This window comes from Pseudomonas bohemica, from assembly GCF_002934685.1.
GTDB classification, from domain to species: domain Bacteria; phylum Pseudomonadota; class Gammaproteobacteria; order Pseudomonadales; family Pseudomonadaceae; genus Aquipseudomonas; species Aquipseudomonas bohemica.
Genome location: NZ_NKHL01000121.1, coordinates 398,050 through 415,168, shown reverse-complemented (window position 1 = coordinate 415,168; position 17,119 = coordinate 398,050). Strand labels below are relative to the sequence as shown.

The following is a 17,119-nucleotide window of genomic DNA, read 5'->3' as shown; positions in this document are numbered from 1 at the left end:
AGCCAGTTCAATGTTGACTGACACTCAGTCGTCGTGAGCAAGTTCACTCCCACATTTACCGCGCCAGCTGTGGATCTGCTGTCTTAATGCCCTGCTCCTGGTCCGGGCTTGGCCGAAAACGGCGGTTTGGCCATCCAGATCACCAGAATCAGCGCGAAGAACAACCAGCCCATCATGTAGAAATATTCCACCGTTGACAGCATGTAGGCCTGGCTGGTGACCATGCTGTCGAGCTGCGCATAGGCCTGATTGCTCGCACCGCCCATTGTCTCCAACGCGTGGCGCGTAGCTGGCTCATAGGTGCTCACGCTTTCGCTGAGGTAAGCGTGGTGCATGTTGGCCCGACGAATCCAGATCCAGGTGGTCAGCGATGCCGCAAAACTGCCGCCCAGGTTACGCAGGAAGGTTGCAAGGCCTGACCCATCGGCAATCTGCGACGGCGGCAGGTCCGACAGCAAAATGCTCAGAGTCGGCATGAAGAACAGCGCGATCCCCGCACCCATGAATAGCTGCACCATCGCGACGTGCTCGAAATCCACCTGACTGGTGAAGTTCGAGCGCATGAAGCAGCTCAAGCCAATCCCGAAAAATGCCAGCCCTGCCAGCAGACGCAGGTCGAATTTGGGGGCGTATTTGCCCACGAACGGCGACAGCAGCACCGGCAATATGCCCAGAGGGGCCACTGCCAGACCTGCGTAAGTCGCGGTGTACCCCATCTGTGTCTGCAGCCACTGCGGCAGGATCAGATTGATCCCGAAAAAACCGGAATAGCCCAGCACCAGACAAATGGTGCCGACCCTGAAATTGCGGAAGGAAAACAGCCGCAGATTGACCACCGGGTGTTCGTCGGTCAGTTCCCATATCACGAACGCCGCCAGACTGATCGCCGAAATCACCGCGCCAATAATGATGAAGTTGGAAGAGAACCAGTCCAGGTCATTACCCTTGTCGAGCACGACCTGCAACGCGCCCACGCCGATGATCAAGGTCATGAGCCCTATATAGTCCATTGGCTGCCGGGTGATGTTGACAGGCCGCGCCGCCAATTGCGTGCGCACCACAATCGCGGCGAATACACCGATGGGCACGTTGATGAAGAAGATCCAGGGCCATGTGTAACTGTCGGTAATCCAGCCGCCGAGAATAGGTCCGGCGATGGGGGCTGCCACCGTGACCATCGCCAGCAGTGCAAGGGCCATCCCCCTTTTCGCCGGCGGGTAGACCGCAATGAGCAGCGTCTGTGCCATCGGGTAAAGCGGCCCGGCGACCAGCCCCTGCACCACCCGAAAACCTACGAGTTCAGGCATCGACGTGGAAATACCACACAGAAACGAGGCGACCACAAACAGCAGCGTGGCCCATATAAATAGCTTCACTTCACCCAAGCGCCGACTCAGCCAACCCGTCAGCGGCAATGCGATGGCGTTACTCACCGCAAACGAGGTGATGACCCAGGTGCCCTGATCCGAGCTTACCCCCAGGTTGCCGGAAATCGTCGGCAAGGCGACGTTGGCAATGGTGGTGTCCAGCACTTGCATGAACGTCGCCAGCGACAGGCCGATGGTGCTCAACAAAAGGCTGGGCGGCGTAAAAGAAGCGGGAGCGTTGTTACTCATCGCGAATCCTTTGACACTCTGAAATGGCTCCGGCCTCGAGACCGGAGCCTATGGATTGGCGAATCAGCGCTGTGCCGTCTTGCTTGGGCCAGATGCGCTGTTTTCGTGAATCACACGGTTGATCAAGGCATCAGCCTCGGCCAACTGCTTGGTGTAGACGTCAGTGGTGTACGAAGCCTGCTTGGGCGGTTGTTGCGCCAGTACCGGACCGCTTTGGTCATGCAGGTTGACGTCGACCACCGTGGACAGCCCGATGCGCAGCGGGTGCTCGGCCAGTTCATCGGCATTGATGTGAATCCGCACCGGAATCCGCTGCACGATCTTGATCCAGTTACCGGTGGCGTTCTGCGCCGGCAACAAGGCGAACGCACTGCCGGTCCCGGCGCCGACGCTGTCGACGGTGCCGCTGTATTTCACGTCGCTGCCGTACAGGTCGGCTTCGATGTCCACCGGCTGACCGATGCGCATCTTGCCCAGCTGGGTTTCCTTGAAGTTGGCGTCGATCCACAGTTGATCCAGCGGAATCACGGCCATCAGCGCGGTCCCTGGCTGCACACGTTGCCCAAGCTGCACAGTGCGCTTGGCGACGTAGCCGGTCACCGGCGCAATCAGGGTGCTGCGCGCGCTGGACAGATAGGCCTGACGCAACTGAGCGGCAGCCGCCTTCACGTCCGGGTGCGAGGACACCTGAGTGTCGTCTACCAATGCCGTACTGGTCACCAGTTGCTGCTGGATGTTAGTCAGCGCATTCTGCGCGCTGGTCAGGTCATCCTTGGCGTGGGACAGCTCTTCCTGGGAAATCGCCCCGCCCGCCGCCAGATTGCGCCGACGGTTGAAGTTGTCCTGAGCCCTTTGCACTTCAGCGCGTTGCGCTGCCAGTTGCGCCTTGATGCCATCGACGTTGCTGTACAGGCCGCGCACCTGACGCACTACCTTGCCCAGATTGGCCTCGGCACTCTGCTGCGAGACCTCGGCGTCGTTGGGGTCGAACTGCACCAGCACCTGGCCCTCGCGAACCAGGTCACCATCGTCGGCACCGATGCTGACGACCGTGCCCGTCACTTGAGGCGTGATTTCCACCACGTTGCCGTTGACGTAGGCGTCGTCGGTGCTCTCGCTCCATTGACCCCATATTTCATACCAGGCCCAGACACCCAGGCCCGCGAGAATCACGATCACCGCCAGGCCGATCAGCAGCAGCTTGCGTTTGCGCGGGTTCTTTTGCGGCTTGCCTGATTTGTCGTCCTGTTTGGCATCCTGTTGCTTGCCGTCCTGTTGCCCGGGGTCTGCGCCCTGAGCGTCCTTTTGTTCGTTTGCAGCGTTGTTTTCGGTAGTGGCAGTGGCCATGACGATTACCTTAATGAGTCAGCGAAGCAGTTGACGGGACGGCCGGGGCGGCGTTATCGCCGGGCTTGCTCTCTTCGAAGCCTCCCCCCAGGGCCTGCATCAACTGGATCGAAAGATCGATTCGTTCCGCGTTGAGATCAGCCAGTTGGCGTTGCGACTGCAGCAATTGCTGCTCGACGGTCAACACATCGAGGTAGTTGCCGATCCCCGAGGAATAGCGCTGAACGACGGTGTTGTAGGATTTCTGGATGACATCGGTGGCCTGCTGCCGCGCATCGATCTGACCGCCGATGGAGTGCAGCTGGCCAATGTTGTCGCTGACGTCACCCAGGGCACGAACCAGGCTTTTGTTGTACTGCGCGACCGCCACGTCGTAGTCGGCATCGCGGGCGTCGAGATCGGCGCGACGACGGCCGCCATCGAAGATCGGCAGCGAAACGGTCGGCCCAACGTTGAAGAAGCGGCTGGCTGAACCGAACATCGCGTCACCCAGCAATGAATCCACGCCTGCCGAAGCACTGAGGTTCAGGTTCGGATAGAAGTTGCTCTTGCTGGCCGCGATGTCCTTGTTGGCCGCCTCGACCCGCCAGCGCGCCGCCACCAGGTCCGGGCGACGACCAAGCAACTCGGCTGGCACCACCGAAGGCAAGGCGACCGCGGCAGGCTTGAGCAAATTAGGCCGGGCCAGTTCTTCGCCGCGATCCGGGCCTTTGCCCATCAGCACCGCGAGAGTGATCTTGGCCGTGCGCAGGCGCTTGTCCGCGTCGATCAGCGCTTCGCGAGAGCCGGCTTCCAGGCTCTCGGTCTGCTGATACTGGTATTCGCTGTCGATACCGGACTTGAAGCGCCGGGCGCCCAGTTCCAGCAGCTGCCGGTTACGCTTGAGGTCGTCGGCCGCCAGATCACGAACGACATAGGCCTGCCCGAGGTCGCTGTAGGCGCGGGCAACATCTGCCGCGAGGGTCAACTGCGCCGCACGCTGGTCGATCTCATAGGCACGGGCCTGCCCCAACGCCGCCTCCCAGGCCGCACGCTGGCCGCCCCACAGGTCGAAGTTGTAATTGAAGCTGGCACCCAGGCTGCGCAAGGTGCTGTAACGGCCACCCTCGCCTGTCGGATCCTGATCTTTTGCCAGACGCGAGCGGCCGACACTGGCGTCGGCATCAACGGTCGGCATGCGATCGGCGTTGGCAGCATAGGCCGCAGCGGTGGCCTGATGCGTCCGGGCGGCAGCAACCTGCATGTCAGGACTGTCACGCAATGCTTCGGTGATCAGGTCGTTGAGTTGTGGATCGCCGAGGCTGGTCCACCAGTCGCGTTTCGGCCAGGCGGCTGACGACAGGTTGATACCCTTGAGGCTTTGCGCGGCCTGCAGACTGTTGGCATCGATACCGACGCCCTCGGTGTTCAGGCCTTTGGAGTTGGCGCAGCCAGCCATGACCAGCGCGACAAACACCAGGCTTGACGAAGTGCGCAGGGCCGAGCCCTGCTTGGGTCGAATGTTCATTGTCCTGCAATCCGGGCGAGCGTGATGGGGTCCGCCGAGGCAACCAGAATCTTGGTGAGGATCTTCTCCAGCGTGACCAGCTCGCTATCTTCGAGCACGCCAACCATCTCATTCATCGCCTCGGCGCCGATCAGCGGCAACAGGTCCGACAGCGCCTGACCGGCTTCGGTCAACGCAAGACGCACCTGACGACGATCCGATTCAGACCGTGCGCGGGTCAGCAACTCCTTTTGTTCCAGACGATCGAGCATGCGGGTCATCGAACCGCTGTCCAACGAGAGCATACGGCACAGGTCGGCCGGTGTTTCCGCGCAGAACCTGGCGATCATGATCAGCACCTTGAACTGCTGCGCAGTCAAGCCCTGTGGCTCAAGACGCTTGTCAAGGATGCGGTTCTTCAGCTGTTCGGTACGGCCCAGTAGCATGCCCAGCAGGCTGTCATTGAAATTTTCGGGAGTGAAATGCGCCATAGATCGTCACCAATTATCTGCCTAGGCAGTAAGTGGCTGAGGATATTACTGCCTAGGCAGCAAACACACAATGAAACAATATTTACAATGCGGACTATCAGGCGAGTGTGCTGGCCGGATAGGCATGAGCCAACGAGCGGAATGTATGAACCCTCTGCAGCCGCCTGGCTTGCCAGCTGAGGGTCGTATAAAAGGCCACCGCCGGCGGACAGCTACAACGGTGCGCAGCAGCCAAGCAGCTCTTTAGGCAGGCACGCCACTGTGGAACCGGAAATCTTCATCGGGGCTTTCGATCAGCTCGCGCTCGGCCAGACGGATTTCTTCGATCTTGGCGGCGACATCCGCTTCGTCGCCATAGAGAAAGGCGAGCTTGAGGTAATCCTGAAAATGCCGGGCCTCGGATTTGAGCAGGCTGGCGTAGAACTTCGACAGGTCGGGGTCCAGATGTGGAACCAGCGCCGCAAACCGCTCGCACGACCGGGCTTCGACAATCGCGCCGACGATCAGCGCATCGGTCAGGCGATAGGGATTGTGATTGCGTACCCGCTTGCGCAACGAGCCGGCATAGCGCGCCGAACTGATGTTGGCCATCGGGATGTTGCGCTTCTTGATGATGCCGATCACCTGCTCGAAATGACGCAGCTCTTCACGGGCCAGACGCGACATCTTGGCCAGCAGGTCGAACTTGTCGTTGTACTGGAACATAAATTGAAACGCCGCCCCGGCGGCTTTCTTTTCATTGTTCGCGTGGTCGATCAGCAGAATATCCAGGTTCTGCAAGGCCGCCTGGACCCAAGCATCCGGGGTTGGGCAAAGCAGGAAGGCGTCGATTTGCGGATAAATCTGCATGAGGTTCACGAATGGCTGGCTGGGCAAGGCGCAGCATTATACGGGCCTCCGGGCGCAGAGCCAGCCTCTTGATCGGTAAAACCCATGACCCCGATCAACGTGACATTTCCCGGCAGGCAGTTCATTGCGGCCATTTTACCCCGGGCAACTATATTCAATGAGGCAACCGCCCCATGTGTGCAAGGCCGAACGTGTCATGAAGTCCTCCAGGGAGATCAGCTCATGCAATCGATTCGCAGGATTGTGGTGGTCATCGAACCCAGCGCCGAAACCGACAAGGTGGCCAATCTCGCCCTGCCGCGCGCCTGCCTGCTCGCGCGCGCCATAGGGGCTAGCCTGCACCTGCTGGTGTGCGACAGGAAACTCGACCACAGCGAGTTGCTGACCGACCTTCGACACGTGCTGGAGGCCAAGGACATCAAGGTGACAACCGAACAGGACTGGCATGAGACCACCCACCAGACGATTGTCAAAGCGCAACAGGCTCTGGGCGCTGACTTGGTGATCAAACAGCACTTCCCCGACAGCACCCTGAAAAAAGCCCTGCTGACGCCTGCGGACTGGAAACTGTTGCGCTACTGTCCCTGTCCGGTGCTGATGGTGAAGACCCATCGGCCATGGAAAGGCGGAGCGATTCTCGCAGCGGTCGATGTGGGCAACCCGGACAGCGAGCACACGGCCCTGCACGACAGCATCATTCAGTACGGATACAACATCGCCGAAATAGCCGAAGGCGAGCTGCATGTCATCGCCGCGCACCCTTCGCCGATGCTGTCGGCGGCGGACCCCGTCTATCAATTGTCTTCAAGCACCGAGGGCAAATATCGCGAGCAGTGCAAGGCGTTTCAGCGCGCATTCAGCATCGATGACGGGCACCTGCATATCGCCGAAGGCGCGGCGGATGTGTTGATTCCGTTCACCGCCCATCATTTGCAGGCGGCGGTGACAATCATCGGCACGGTAGGCCGCACCGGGATTTCTGGCGCATTGATCGGCAATACTGCCGAAGTGGTGCTCGATTCGCTGGAAAGCGATGTGCTGGTGCTCAAGAGCGAGGAAATACTGGCGCACCTGGAAGAAGAATTGGCCAGGTCGCGAAGTCAGGGAACGTTGAATGAGACAGAAGCGAGGTCTCCTACAACATTTTAAGAAGCCATTCGCTGAACGAGAGTCTGATGGCGCTCGCCGGCGCCTGATCAGGGTGGCGATGGCTGCAGGGCGTCCTGCAGAAAACCCGGCGCGATGTAACGCTCGTAGTGCGCTTCGGACAACAGGAAAAATTCCCGATCAATGGCATCGCGCAATTCTGGCAGGCCCCAGTCACGGAATTCGGGGAGCAGCACCATCCCGTACGCTTCCAGATTGTTGATCACCCGCGCGCCTCGCGCGATCAACTGGTAGGCCCAGCAATATTCCGACTGCTGCGGCACGAAACGGATCTTGCGTTGTTCCAGCTGTTGGCGCAGCTTCTCTGCATCGAATACCTCGACCTTTGCCGTCATCACCTGCACCAGCAGCTGTTCAAGACGCAACCAGACAGCGCGCTTCTCGTCCTCGTTGTAGCCGTTCCAGTGAATCACTTCATGGTGGAAGCGCTTGCAACCGCGGCACACGAGATCGCCGTAAACGGTGGAACACAAGCCCACGCAGGGCGTCTTGATGATGTGATTGGGCATGGCGGGAAACACGGCAGCGGACGAAACAAGCCCGCATGTTAGCCCTTTGTCTAACGGGGTACACCCTTGAAGATGTAGGGGCTAACTTACCTTTACCTTTTTTTTGCCGTAGAATCACCGGGCCTTTTAAGGCGCCAATGTCCGTTGGAAGCTGTTTTCAAAGCGTCACGAGCACAGTCAGGGCTTGCTACGAGAAGTCGGCGAGCGAAAGTCAGGCAAGGCAAAAACACCCGAGCAAGCAGAGTTTAGGGAACCTAAATGAGCATTGTGCGGGTGTTTTCAACGCAGCATGACTGAACGCAGCCACTTATCGTATCGAGCCTACCCCGCAGTCGGTTTGACGCAGGTTCGCCCTGCGTCCCCTCCTCCCAAACCGCTCATGCAGGCGTAAAACTTTGAAAACAGCTTCTGTTGGAGATCGTCAGCTGCCTGCCCAAAGACCCAAAAAGTTTTTAAAGCGCACGGCTGCGGACTTTTTCTGGATGAGCGTCCCGGACACCCATTTGGGACCACTGATGAGGGTAATACTGTGCTTGAAGCCTACCGTAAACACATCGAAGAGCGTGCCGCCCAGGGTATCGTGCCCCAGCCGCTTAACGCCGAACAAACCGCAGGCCTGGTCGAGCTGCTGAAGAACCCACCGGCTGGCGAAGAAGCTGTCCTGCTTGATCTGATCACCAATCGCGTTCCACCTGGAGTTGACGAAGCTGCCTACGTCAAAGCCGCTTTCCTTTCCGCTCTGGCCAAGGGCGAAATCTCTTCCCCTCTGCTGGACAAGAAGCGCGCCGTAGAACTGCTCGGCACCATGCAAGGCGGCTACAACATCGTGACCATGGTTGATCTGCTGGACGATGCCGACCTGGCACCGGTCGCCGCAGAGCAACTGAAGCACACCCTGCTGATGTTCGACGCCTTCCACGACGTTGCTGAAAAAGCCAAGAGCGGCAACGCACACGCTCAAGCCGTGCTGCAGTCCTGGGCCGATGGCGAGTGGTTCCAGAAGCGTGCGACCCTGGCCGAGAAGATCAGCCTGCGCGTCTTCAAGGTCACCGGCGAAACCAACACCGACGACCTGTCGCCTGCGCCGGATGCCTGGTCCCGTCCTGACATCCCGCTGCACGCCCTGGCCATGCTGAAAATGGCCCGCGACGGCATCGTTCCTGATGTACAAGGCGCCATCGGTCCGATGAAGCAGATCGAAGAAATGCGCGGTCAGGGCTTCCCTATCGCCTACGTCGGTGACGTGGTCGGTACCGGTTCCTCGCGTAAATCGGCAACCAACTCGGTGCTGTGGTTCTTCGGCGACGACATTCCTTATGTGCCGAACAAGCGCGCTGGCGGCTTCTGCTTCGGCAGCAAGATCGCTCCGATCTTCTACAACACCATGGAAGACGCGGGCGCACTGCCAATCGAATTCGATGTGTCGAACATCAACATGGGCGACGTGATCGACGTTTACCCATACGAAGGCAAAGTCACCAAGCACGACAGCGACGAAGTGATCACCACTTTTGAACTGAAGACCCCAGTGCTGTTGGACGAAGTCCGCGCCGGCGGCCGTATCCCGCTGATCGTTGGCCGTGGCCTGACCAGCAAGGCACGCGCTGAACTGGGTCTGCCACCTTCGACGCTGTTCAAGCTGCCTGAAGTACCGGCTGCCAGCACCAAGGGTTTCACCCTGGCCCAGAAAATGGTCGGCAAGGCATGCGGCACCGACGGTATCCGTCCGGGCACCTACTGCGAACCGAAGATGACCACCGTAGGGTCTCAGGACACCACAGGTCCAATGACCCGTGATGAACTCAAAGACCTGGCTTGCCTGGGTTTCTCCGCCGATCTGGTGATGCAGTCCTTCTGCCACACAGCTGCTTATCCAAAGCCGATCGACGTCAAGACTCACCACACCCTGCCTGACTTCATCATGACCCGTGGCGGCGTTTCGCTGCGTCCGGGCGACGGCATCATCCACAGCTGGCTGAACCGCATGCTGCTGCCGGACACCGTCGGTACCGGTGGCGACTCGCACACCCGCTTCCCGATCGGTATCTCGTTCCCGGCCGGTTCCGGTCTGGTCGCGTTCGCCGCAGCCACCGGCGTCATGCCGCTGGACATGCCGGAGTCGATCCTGGTTCGTTTCAAAGGCAAGCTGCAACCGGGCGTCACCCTGCGTGACCTGGTTCATGCCATTCCTTACTACGCGATCCAGAAAGGCCTGCTGACGGTCGAGAAGAAAGGCAAGAAAAACGCCTTCTCCGGTCGCATCCTGGAAATCGAAGGTCTGGAAACCCTGACCGTCGAACAGGCTTTCGAACTGTCCGACGCCTCGGCAGAACGTTCGGCCGCTGGTTGCACCATCAAGCTGTCGAAAGAGTCGATCGCCGAGTACCTGAAGTCCAACATCACCCTGCTGCGCTGGATGATCGCGCAAGGCTACGGCGACGCACGTACGCTGGAACGCCGCGCTCAGGCGATGGAAGCCTGGGTTGCCAACCCCGAGCTGCTGGAAGCCGATGCCGACGCCGAATACGCTGAAGTCATCGAGATCGACCTGGCCGACGTCAAGGAGCCTGTGCTCTGCGCGCCGAACGACCCGGACGACGCCCGTCTGCTGTCCAGCGTTGCTGGCGAGAAGATCGACGAAGTGTTCATCGGTTCGTGCATGACCAACATCGGTCACTTCCGCGCTGCGGGCAAGTTGCTGGATCAGGTCAAGGGCCAGCTTCCAACCCGTCTGTGGCTGTCGCCGCCGACCAAGATGGACGCTCACCAGCTGACCGAGGAAGGCTACTACGGGATCTACGGCAAGGCCGGCGCGCGCATGGAAATGCCGGGCTGCTCGTTGTGCATGGGTAACCAGGCACGTGTCGAGCCGAACGCGACCGTGGTGTCGACCTCGACGCGTAACTTCCCGAACCGTCTGGGTGATGGCGCGAACGTGTACCTGGCTTCGGCTGAGCTGGCGTCCGTGGCATCGATCCTGGGTCGTCTGCCGACGGTTGAGGAGTACATGGAGTACGCGGGCAAGATCGACAGCATGTCTGCCGATGTTTACCGGTACCTGAGCTTCGACCAGATCGCCGAGTTCCGTGAGTCCGCAGCGAACGCCAATATTCCGGTAGTTCAAGCGTAAGATCGAGACACTGCGTTGAAAGAACCCCACTTCGGTGGGGTTTTTTTATGGGCTTTTGGGGGGCGATTGGTTTGGCCCGACTCCGTCGCGTTCGGCGGCGTCTTGACTATCGCGTAAGGCTGTAACACAGCTTGGCGACGCTAACGTCGGTGAGATCTTTGCCGCTGCAAGCCGGACTCCTACGCGGGTTGTGTGGGTGTGCAACCCCCTGGTACACGGTTGTATCTGTGGAGGACGCTGGAGGTTACGACGGCAGCGAACGCGGTGGGTCAGTCATGGATGAGTTGTCTGGCATCCCCGTTCGCCAGTAAAGCGCGCGCTCTGGTGGATTCGCCATGCTTGTTGTTCTGCAGGTGATAGCCACGCCGACGAACTGCCGCTTAAACTGGCACGCCATCTGTTTTCAAAGGACGAATACAGTGAATCCCACTTCTACTCAGATTGTCATCCAACGCTTCACCGAAGCTCATATCGAAGGCGTCACCGCACTGTATAACGACCCTGAGGTCTGCCGTCAGGTGCTGCAAATGCCCCATCAATCAATCGATGTCTGGCGCAAGCGGCTGGCGACGAGTGATGAGCGGGCAGTCAAACTGGTCGCCCTGCACGATGACAAAGTGATCGGCAACATTGGCCTGGAGCAGTATTCGCGAATCCGACAACGCCACGTAGGCGCTATCGGCATGGGCGTTGCGGTGGATTGGCAAGGCAAAGGGGTTGGATCAAGGTTGATGGCGGCTGTACTTGAGGTGGCGGACAACTGGATGAACCTGCACAGGGTCGAGCTGACCGTGTTCGCCGACAATGACGCCGCACAGGGTCTATACCGCAAATTCGGCTTCGAAACAGAAGGACGCCTGCGCAACTACGCAGTGCGTGACGGCGTATACGTCGACGCCATCGGCATGGCCCGGCTGCGATGACAATGACCCACGCCCTTGGATCCTTGGTAGCGCAACGATTGACGCTTCACGTCAACGGACACAGAGCGCCCCATCTGCCCTTCCCACCCAGAGCGAGGCAATGAGCCAGAGCGCAAAGCGCCCACGTGTTTCGCTTCTGCTTTGCTTTGCTTTACCTTGCTCTGCTTTTCCCACGCGATAGCCCAGACACCGCCAGCGACTTGGGTGCAGGCCGAACGCAGGCGGCGGGCCCACGGAGCGTCGCCGGAGTGAGGGTACTCCGACGAAGGAGGAGCCAAGCCAGGAGCAAATGGTTTTGGTTACTTTTCCCGAAAGAAAAGTGACCCGCCGTAAGGGCGGAACGGTGAATAAGCGGCACCCCAGATACGGGATATACACACAAAACCCAGCGCCCCCAACACCCATAAAAAAGCCCCGCATCTCTCGACGCAGGGCTTCTTCTTTACCGCTCAGTCAAACTCATCAAACCACAGCAGTCTGCCCGCTCATGGCCAGATCCAGCAGCTCACGGTTGGCAACGGCATACATCGCATAATCATTACCACTCGCCGCACGCAGCTCCACCAACATCGCGCGCCAGCGCTCAACCATCGGCAGATGCTGCTCCAGCCACAGGTTCAACCGCTCCTCGACATCCGCAGGCCCATTGGCCATCTGCAATACAGAAACAGTGATCGCCCGTTGCTGCCAGTCGATATCATCACGGAACGCCTCACGGGCCAGGGCCTGCCAGTTGTTCTCAACCGGCAGCGCACTGATCTGCTGCAGATACCAGGTGACATCCAACGAGCTACCCACTGCGAAATACACCTTCGCCACATCCGCCGCATTCTGACCGGTAACGTCAGACGCTTCGATGATCGGCAGCAGCGTGTACAAGTGCGTGGTACCCGCAACCATCCGCGCCAGCAACTCAGGGACGCCCGCTTCGACATACTCCTGATAACGCGCCTGCCAGACCTCACGGGTCGGGCCCTCCAGCAACTCGTCCAGTTTCAGACCCAGCGCCGCAATGTGTGGACCGAAGTGCGCGACGTCACGTGCCGCGTCCAGTTCGTTGCGACGGCTGCGCAGGAACCAGCGGGTCGCACGACGGCCCAGACGCATCAGTTCATCCATCAGCGCGAGCTGGATTTCGGCCGGAACCTTGTAGTCCAGCGCCTCGATCTGACGGAACCAGTGCGGCAGGTGGAAGATGTCACGCACGATCACGTACGCACCCGCCACGTTGGCCGCACTCATGCCAGTCGACTCCTTGAGGCGCTGCACGAAGGTAATGCCCATGTGGTTCACCAGATCGTTGGCAATCTGAGTGCTGACGATTTCGCGCTTCAAACGGTGACGACGCATCGATTCCGAGAACTTCGCACCCAGCGAAGGCGGGAATGCGGTTTCCATGTCGCGCGCCAGGTAATCGTCGTCCGGCACGCGGGATTCAAGCAGCGCTTCCTTGAGGTCGATCTTGCTGTAGGAGATCAGCACCGACAGTTCAGCGCGGGTCAGGCCTTGCTTCTCGGAGATACGCTCGGCCAGTTGATCTTCGGCCGGGAGGAATTCAATGGCGCGGTCCAGCTTGCCACGGGATTCCAGGTCGCTCATCAGACGCTTGTATTCGGCAATGCGTTCGTACGCACGACGGGCCGCCAGCGACAGCGCCTGGGTTTGCTTGTAGTTGTTGCCAAGTACCAGGTTGCCCACTTCGTCGGTCATGCTTTCGAGCAGCAGGTTGCGCTGCTTCTCGGTCATGTCGCCGGCCTGCACCACTTCATTGAGCAGGATCTTGATGTTCACTTCGTGGTCGGAGCAGTCGACGCCACCGGCGTTGTCGATGAAGTCGGTGTTGGTCGCGCCACCCAGCAGACCGAATTCGACGCGACCGAGCTGCGTCATGCCGAGGTTGCCGCCCTCGCCCACCACCTTGCAACGCAACTGATCGCCATTCACGCGCAGGGCGTCGTTGGCCTTGTCACCGACGTCGGCGTGGCTTTCGGAGCTGGCCTTGACGTAGGTGCCGATACCGCCATTCCACAACAGATCAACCGGCGCCTTGAGCAGCGCGTGCATGAGTTCGGTCGGGGTCAGTTTGTCGGCGCTGATGTCGAAGCGCGCTTTCATCTGTGGCGTGATGGTGATGCTCTTCAAGCTGCGCGGGAAGATGCCGCCGCCTTCGGACATGATGCTGGTGTCGTAGTCGGTCCAGGCCGAACGCGGCAGGTCGAACAGACGCTGACGCTCGGCGAAGCTGCTGGCCGGATCCGGATTCGGGTCGATGAAGATGTGCAGGTGGTTGAACGCCGCCACCAGTTGCAGCTTGTCGGACATCAACAGGCCGTTGCCGAATACGTCACCTGCCATGTCACCGACGCCGATCACGCTGATGCTGTCCTGCTGAACGTTGATGCCGCGCTCGCGGAAGTGACGCTGTACGCCGACCCACGCGCCTTTGGCGGTGATGCCCATCTTCTTGTGGTCGTAACCGGCCGAACCGCCAGAGGCGAACGCATCACCAAGCCAGAAGCCGTAGTCGATAGCGATGCCGTTGGCGATGTCGGAGAAGGTCGCAGTGCCCTTGTCCGCTGCAACCACCAGATAGGGGTCATCGTCGTCATGGCGCACGACGTTGGCCGGTGGCACCAGCGCGCCCTCTTTGAGGTTGTCGGTGATGTCCAGCAGGCCGGAAATAAAGATGCGGTAGCAGGCGATCGCCTCAGCCTGGATCTCGTCGCGGGTACCGGTGGTCGGCAGACGACGGGGCAGGAAGCCACCCTTCGCACCGACTGGCACGATGACCGAGTTCTTCACCTGCTGGGCTTTCACCAGGCCCAGCACCTCGGTACGGAAGTCTTCTTCACGATCGGACCAGCGCAAACCGCCGCGGGCGACATTGCCAAAGCGCAGGTGGACGCCTTCGACACGGGGCGAGTAGACGAAGATTTCGAACTTCGGCACCGGCTTGGGCAACTCAGGAATCAGACGCGGATTGAACTTGAAGCTGAAGTAGCTCTTGCTCTGGCCGTTGGCGTCGGTCTGGTAGAAGTTGGTACGCATGGTCGCCTTGATCAGATCAAGGTAGCGACGCAGGATGCGGTCTTCGTTGAGTACCTGAACCTCGTCCAGCGCCGACAGAATCGCCTGCTCCAGACGCTGTTGCATGTCGTCCAGATCACCGCCGGACAGCTTGCGCGCCAGATAGAAGCGGGTCTTGAACAAGCGGGTCAGTTCACGGGCGATGTCGGCGTGGTTGTTCAGGGTGCTGGCGATGTAGCCCAGATCGAAGCCCAGACGGATCTGTTTCAGGTAACGCGCATAGGCACGCAGCAACGCGACATCACGCCACGGCAGACCGGCAGTCAGGACCAGACGGTTGAACGCATCGTTTTCGGCCTCGCCACGCACGATGTGGACGAAAGCGTCCTGCAGGGTGTCGTTGAGCTGTTGCAGGTCGAGTTTCAGGCCTTCGCCGTAAGTGAAGGCGAAATCGTGAATCCAGAACTCGCGGCCATTGGTATGACGCAGGCGATACGGGAACTCACCCAGAACACGCAGACCGAGGTTTTCCAGGATCGGCAGCACGTCGGACAGCGCCAGGGGCGTATCGGCGTGATACAGCTTGCAGTGCAGCTGCGCCTTGTCGCCGGACAGCGGCTGATAAAAGCTCATGACCAGCGGATTGGCTTCGGACAGGCTCAGCACGTGTTGCATGTCGACCACAGCCGAGTGTGCAGCGAAACGCTCGCGGTAACCGGCCGGGAAGCCTTTCGGGAAATCGGCCAACACATTTGTGCCCTGGGCCTCGCCGAAGCTTTCGACGACCAGACTGGCGTAATCGTCTTTCCATGAACGGCAGGCCTGGATGACTTCGTTTTCCAGTTGCTGCGGGTCGATGTCGAGATTGACTTTCGGATCCACGCGCAGGATGAGCTGCACACGGGCCAGCACCGACTCGGAGAAGAAGGTCCAGAACTCGCAGTCGCTGGCCTTCAGGCGCTCCATCAGCACTTGCTGGATCTTCTGGCGGACTTCGGTGGAGTAGACGTCGCGCGGCACGTAGGCCAGGCAGTAGCAGAAACGGCCGTACGGGTCCTTGCGCAGAAACACGCGAATCTTGTTGCGCTCCTGGATCTGCACGATGGACATGACGGTGGTGAACAGCTCGTCCACGGGGGTCTGGAACAGGTCGTCGCGGGGCAGGACCTCAACGACTTGCGCCAGTTCCTTGCCCAGGTGCGCCTTGGCGTCGAAACCGGATCGGCGCTCGACTTCGGCCACCTTGCGGCGGATGTACGGAATCGCCCGCACGCTTTCGCCATACACCGAAGAGGTGTACAGGCCCATGAAGCGGGATTCCTTGATGACTTTGCCGCTGGCATCGATCTGGCGGATCGACACGTAGTCCGGGTACGCCGGTCGGTGCACGCGACTCGGGTGTGCGGCCTTGGCGAACGATAACAGGGTCGGCTCCTGCAGGTAATTCACTGCATAGCCTTCGATGTGCAGGTCTTCGGCGGAAAGTCCTGCACGCAGCAATTTGGTCAGGCCCAGGAATGAAGACTGATCGTAGTTCAGCTGGCCGCCATCAGCGCCAGCATCGACGGTGAACTCTTCGTAGCCCAAGAAGGTGAAGTGGTTGTCCACCAGCCATTCGAGGAAGACCTTGACCTCGGCCTTTTCGTCCGGATCGACGTCGTATTCGACAGCGTCGACACCCGCCAGCAGCTCATGCAGCTTGGCCTTCATCGGTTCGAAGTCTTCAACCGCGACACGCACTTCACCCAACACCTGTTCCAGCTCACGAGCCAGCACGTTCAGCTCGGCAGCATTGGCACAGCGGTCGATTTCCAGATACATCAGCGATTCTTGCAGCACGCCCTCGTCGCTGGCGCCTTTTGGCAGCAGCTCGACCAGCTGGCCTTTCTCGTCGCGACGCACACTCAATACGGTGGTTTGCAGAGTGTGAATGCTGTAACCGCGGCGGTTCAGCTCGGTGCGAACCGAGTCCACCAGAAACGGCAGGTCGTGGTGCAGCACTTCAACGGCGGTATGGGTAGATTGCCAGCCATGACGCTCGTAATCAGGGTTGTAGACCCGCACCTGCGGCGCGCTGTGTTCGAAACGCTCGAGCAGGCGCCAGGCCGACAGGGTGCAACCGGCAAGATCGGAAAGCCTGCGCTGAGTCAGTTCATCGAGGGAAATGATGCCGAAGAATTGGTCGGCGAACAGCGCCACTTGTGGCAGTGCCTGTTCACTGATGTGCTGAGCCAGTGCCGCTCGCAGTTGGTGCTGAAAGTCGGACTTGCTGGCTGCGGTGAAGAACGCCATCTGTGGTACTCCGCTTGGCTTGGCTTTTATATAGGAGAGATGCGTGTTTCGGGGTCGTGCTGCATGTGTGTGTGCCACGTTTGCGTCTGTTCGATGATAGTCGGCAGATCGTGAAAGGACGCAGGACGTTCACACATGCCCTTGTAGTAACGCTCGTCGTGTGTGCGTCGTCACATTCGCGTGACCCGGATGACGAGCGGTGAGGCGTCTGCCCAGGCAGGCTCGGCTTCACGTCCGTTCATCTGCTGCGCAGCTTAACGACAGCAGCCATGGGCCTGCTTG

At 59.8% G+C, this 17,119-nt stretch carries 10 protein-coding genes; 3 read left to right on the top strand and 7 right to left on the bottom strand.

The features are described 5' to 3' along the window. Nucleotides 1–83: 83 nt before the first annotated feature. The 5 genes from CE491_RS29380 to miaE all read right to left on the bottom strand — a co-directional run bounded on the left by CE491_RS29380 (nucleotide 84) and on the right by miaE (nucleotide 5,789). The gene (locus tag CE491_RS29380) at nucleotides 84–1,616 is read right to left on the bottom strand and encodes a DHA2 family efflux MFS transporter permease subunit (RefSeq protein ID WP_110951814.1); all 1,533 of its coding nucleotides are present in this window, start codon (nucleotides 1,614–1,616) and stop codon (nucleotides 84–86) included. Between the two features lie 63 nt (nucleotides 1,617–1,679). Further along, the gene (locus CE491_RS29375; RefSeq protein ID WP_110951813.1) at nucleotides 1,680–2,963 is read right to left on the bottom strand and encodes an HlyD family efflux transporter periplasmic adaptor subunit; all 1,284 of its coding nucleotides are present in this window, start codon (nucleotides 2,961–2,963) and stop codon (nucleotides 1,680–1,682) included. Between the two features lie 10 nt (nucleotides 2,964–2,973). Next, nucleotides 2,974–4,470, bottom strand: coding sequence for an efflux transporter outer membrane subunit (locus CE491_RS29370; protein WP_110951812.1), 1,497 nt, complete (start codon nucleotides 4,468–4,470; stop codon nucleotides 2,974–2,976). Continuing rightward, the gene (locus tag CE491_RS29365) at nucleotides 4,467–4,940 is read right to left on the bottom strand and encodes a MarR family winged helix-turn-helix transcriptional regulator (protein ID WP_110951811.1); all 474 of its coding nucleotides are present in this window, start codon (nucleotides 4,938–4,940) and stop codon (nucleotides 4,467–4,469) included. Before CE491_RS29365 ends, CE491_RS29370 begins: the two co-directional genes overlap by 4 nt. A 243-nt stretch (nucleotides 4,941–5,183) precedes the next feature. Continuing rightward, nucleotides 5,184–5,789, bottom strand: coding sequence for a tRNA-(ms[2]io[6]A)-hydroxylase (gene miaE, locus CE491_RS29360; protein ID WP_110951810.1), 606 nt, complete (start codon nucleotides 5,787–5,789; stop codon nucleotides 5,184–5,186). Between the two features lie 222 nt (nucleotides 5,790–6,011). Between miaE and CE491_RS29355 the strand changes: the two genes are divergently transcribed. Further along, nucleotides 6,012–6,938 carry a universal stress protein gene (locus tag CE491_RS29355; RefSeq protein ID WP_110951809.1) on the top strand — a complete coding sequence of 309 codons (927 nt, stop codon included), beginning with the start codon at nucleotides 6,012–6,014 and terminating at the stop codon, nucleotides 6,936–6,938. Between the two features lie 47 nt (nucleotides 6,939–6,985). On the opposite strand, the gene CE491_RS29350 is transcribed toward CE491_RS29355, so the two are convergent. Continuing rightward, a complete protein-coding gene (locus CE491_RS29350) occupies nucleotides 6,986–7,465 on the bottom strand; it encodes a DUF1289 domain-containing protein (protein ID WP_110951808.1) in 480 nt (159 codons plus the stop codon). A gap of 529 nt (nucleotides 7,466–7,994) precedes the next feature. Between CE491_RS29350 and acnB the strand changes: the two genes are divergently transcribed. Both acnB and CE491_RS29340 read left to right on the top strand, forming a co-directional pair. Beyond that, complete coding sequence (acnB, locus tag CE491_RS29345; RefSeq protein ID WP_110951807.1) at nucleotides 7,995–10,595, top strand: bifunctional aconitate hydratase 2/2-methylisocitrate dehydratase; 2,601 nt, start codon at nucleotides 7,995–7,997, stop codon at nucleotides 10,593–10,595. A 419-nt stretch (nucleotides 10,596–11,014) separates the two neighbouring features. Then, nucleotides 11,015–11,518, top strand: a complete 504-nt coding sequence (locus tag CE491_RS29340; RefSeq protein ID WP_110951806.1) for a GNAT family N-acetyltransferase — start codon at nucleotides 11,015–11,017, stop codon at nucleotides 11,516–11,518. A gap of 462 nt (nucleotides 11,519–11,980) precedes the next feature. Here the strand turns inward: CE491_RS29340 and CE491_RS29335 are convergent, their stop codons facing one another. Next, nucleotides 11,981–16,837, bottom strand: coding sequence for an NAD-glutamate dehydrogenase (locus CE491_RS29335; protein WP_110951805.1), 4,857 nt, complete (start codon nucleotides 16,835–16,837; stop codon nucleotides 11,981–11,983). Between the last annotated feature and the right edge of the window lie 282 nt (nucleotides 16,838–17,119).

Excerpts from the sequence above, each read along its gene's own strand:
- CE491_RS29380 (WP_110951814.1), bottom strand. The coding sequence starts at position 1,616 with ATGAGTAACAACGCTCCCGCTTCTTTTACGCCGCCCAGCCTTTTGTTG.
- CE491_RS29375 (WP_110951813.1), bottom strand. The coding sequence starts at position 2,963 with ATGGCCACTGCCACTACCGAAAACAACGCTGCAAACGAACAAAAGGAC.
- CE491_RS29370 (WP_110951812.1), bottom strand. The coding sequence starts at position 4,470 with ATGAACATTCGACCCAAGCAGGGCTCGGCCCTGCGCACTTCGTCAAGC.
- CE491_RS29365 (WP_110951811.1), bottom strand. The coding sequence starts at position 4,940 with ATGGCGCATTTCACTCCCGAAAATTTCAATGACAGCCTGCTGGGCATG.
- miaE (WP_110951810.1), bottom strand. The coding sequence starts at position 5,789 with ATGCAGATTTATCCGCAAATCGACGCCTTCCTGCTTTGCCCAACCCCG.
- CE491_RS29355 (WP_110951809.1), top strand. The coding sequence starts at position 6,012 with ATGCAATCGATTCGCAGGATTGTGGTGGTCATCGAACCCAGCGCCGAA.
- CE491_RS29350 (WP_110951808.1), bottom strand. The coding sequence starts at position 7,465 with ATGCCCAATCACATCATCAAGACGCCCTGCGTGGGCTTGTGTTCCACC.
- CE491_RS29335 (WP_110951805.1), bottom strand. The coding sequence starts at position 16,837 with ATGGCGTTCTTCACCGCAGCCAGCAAGTCCGACTTTCAGCACCAACTG.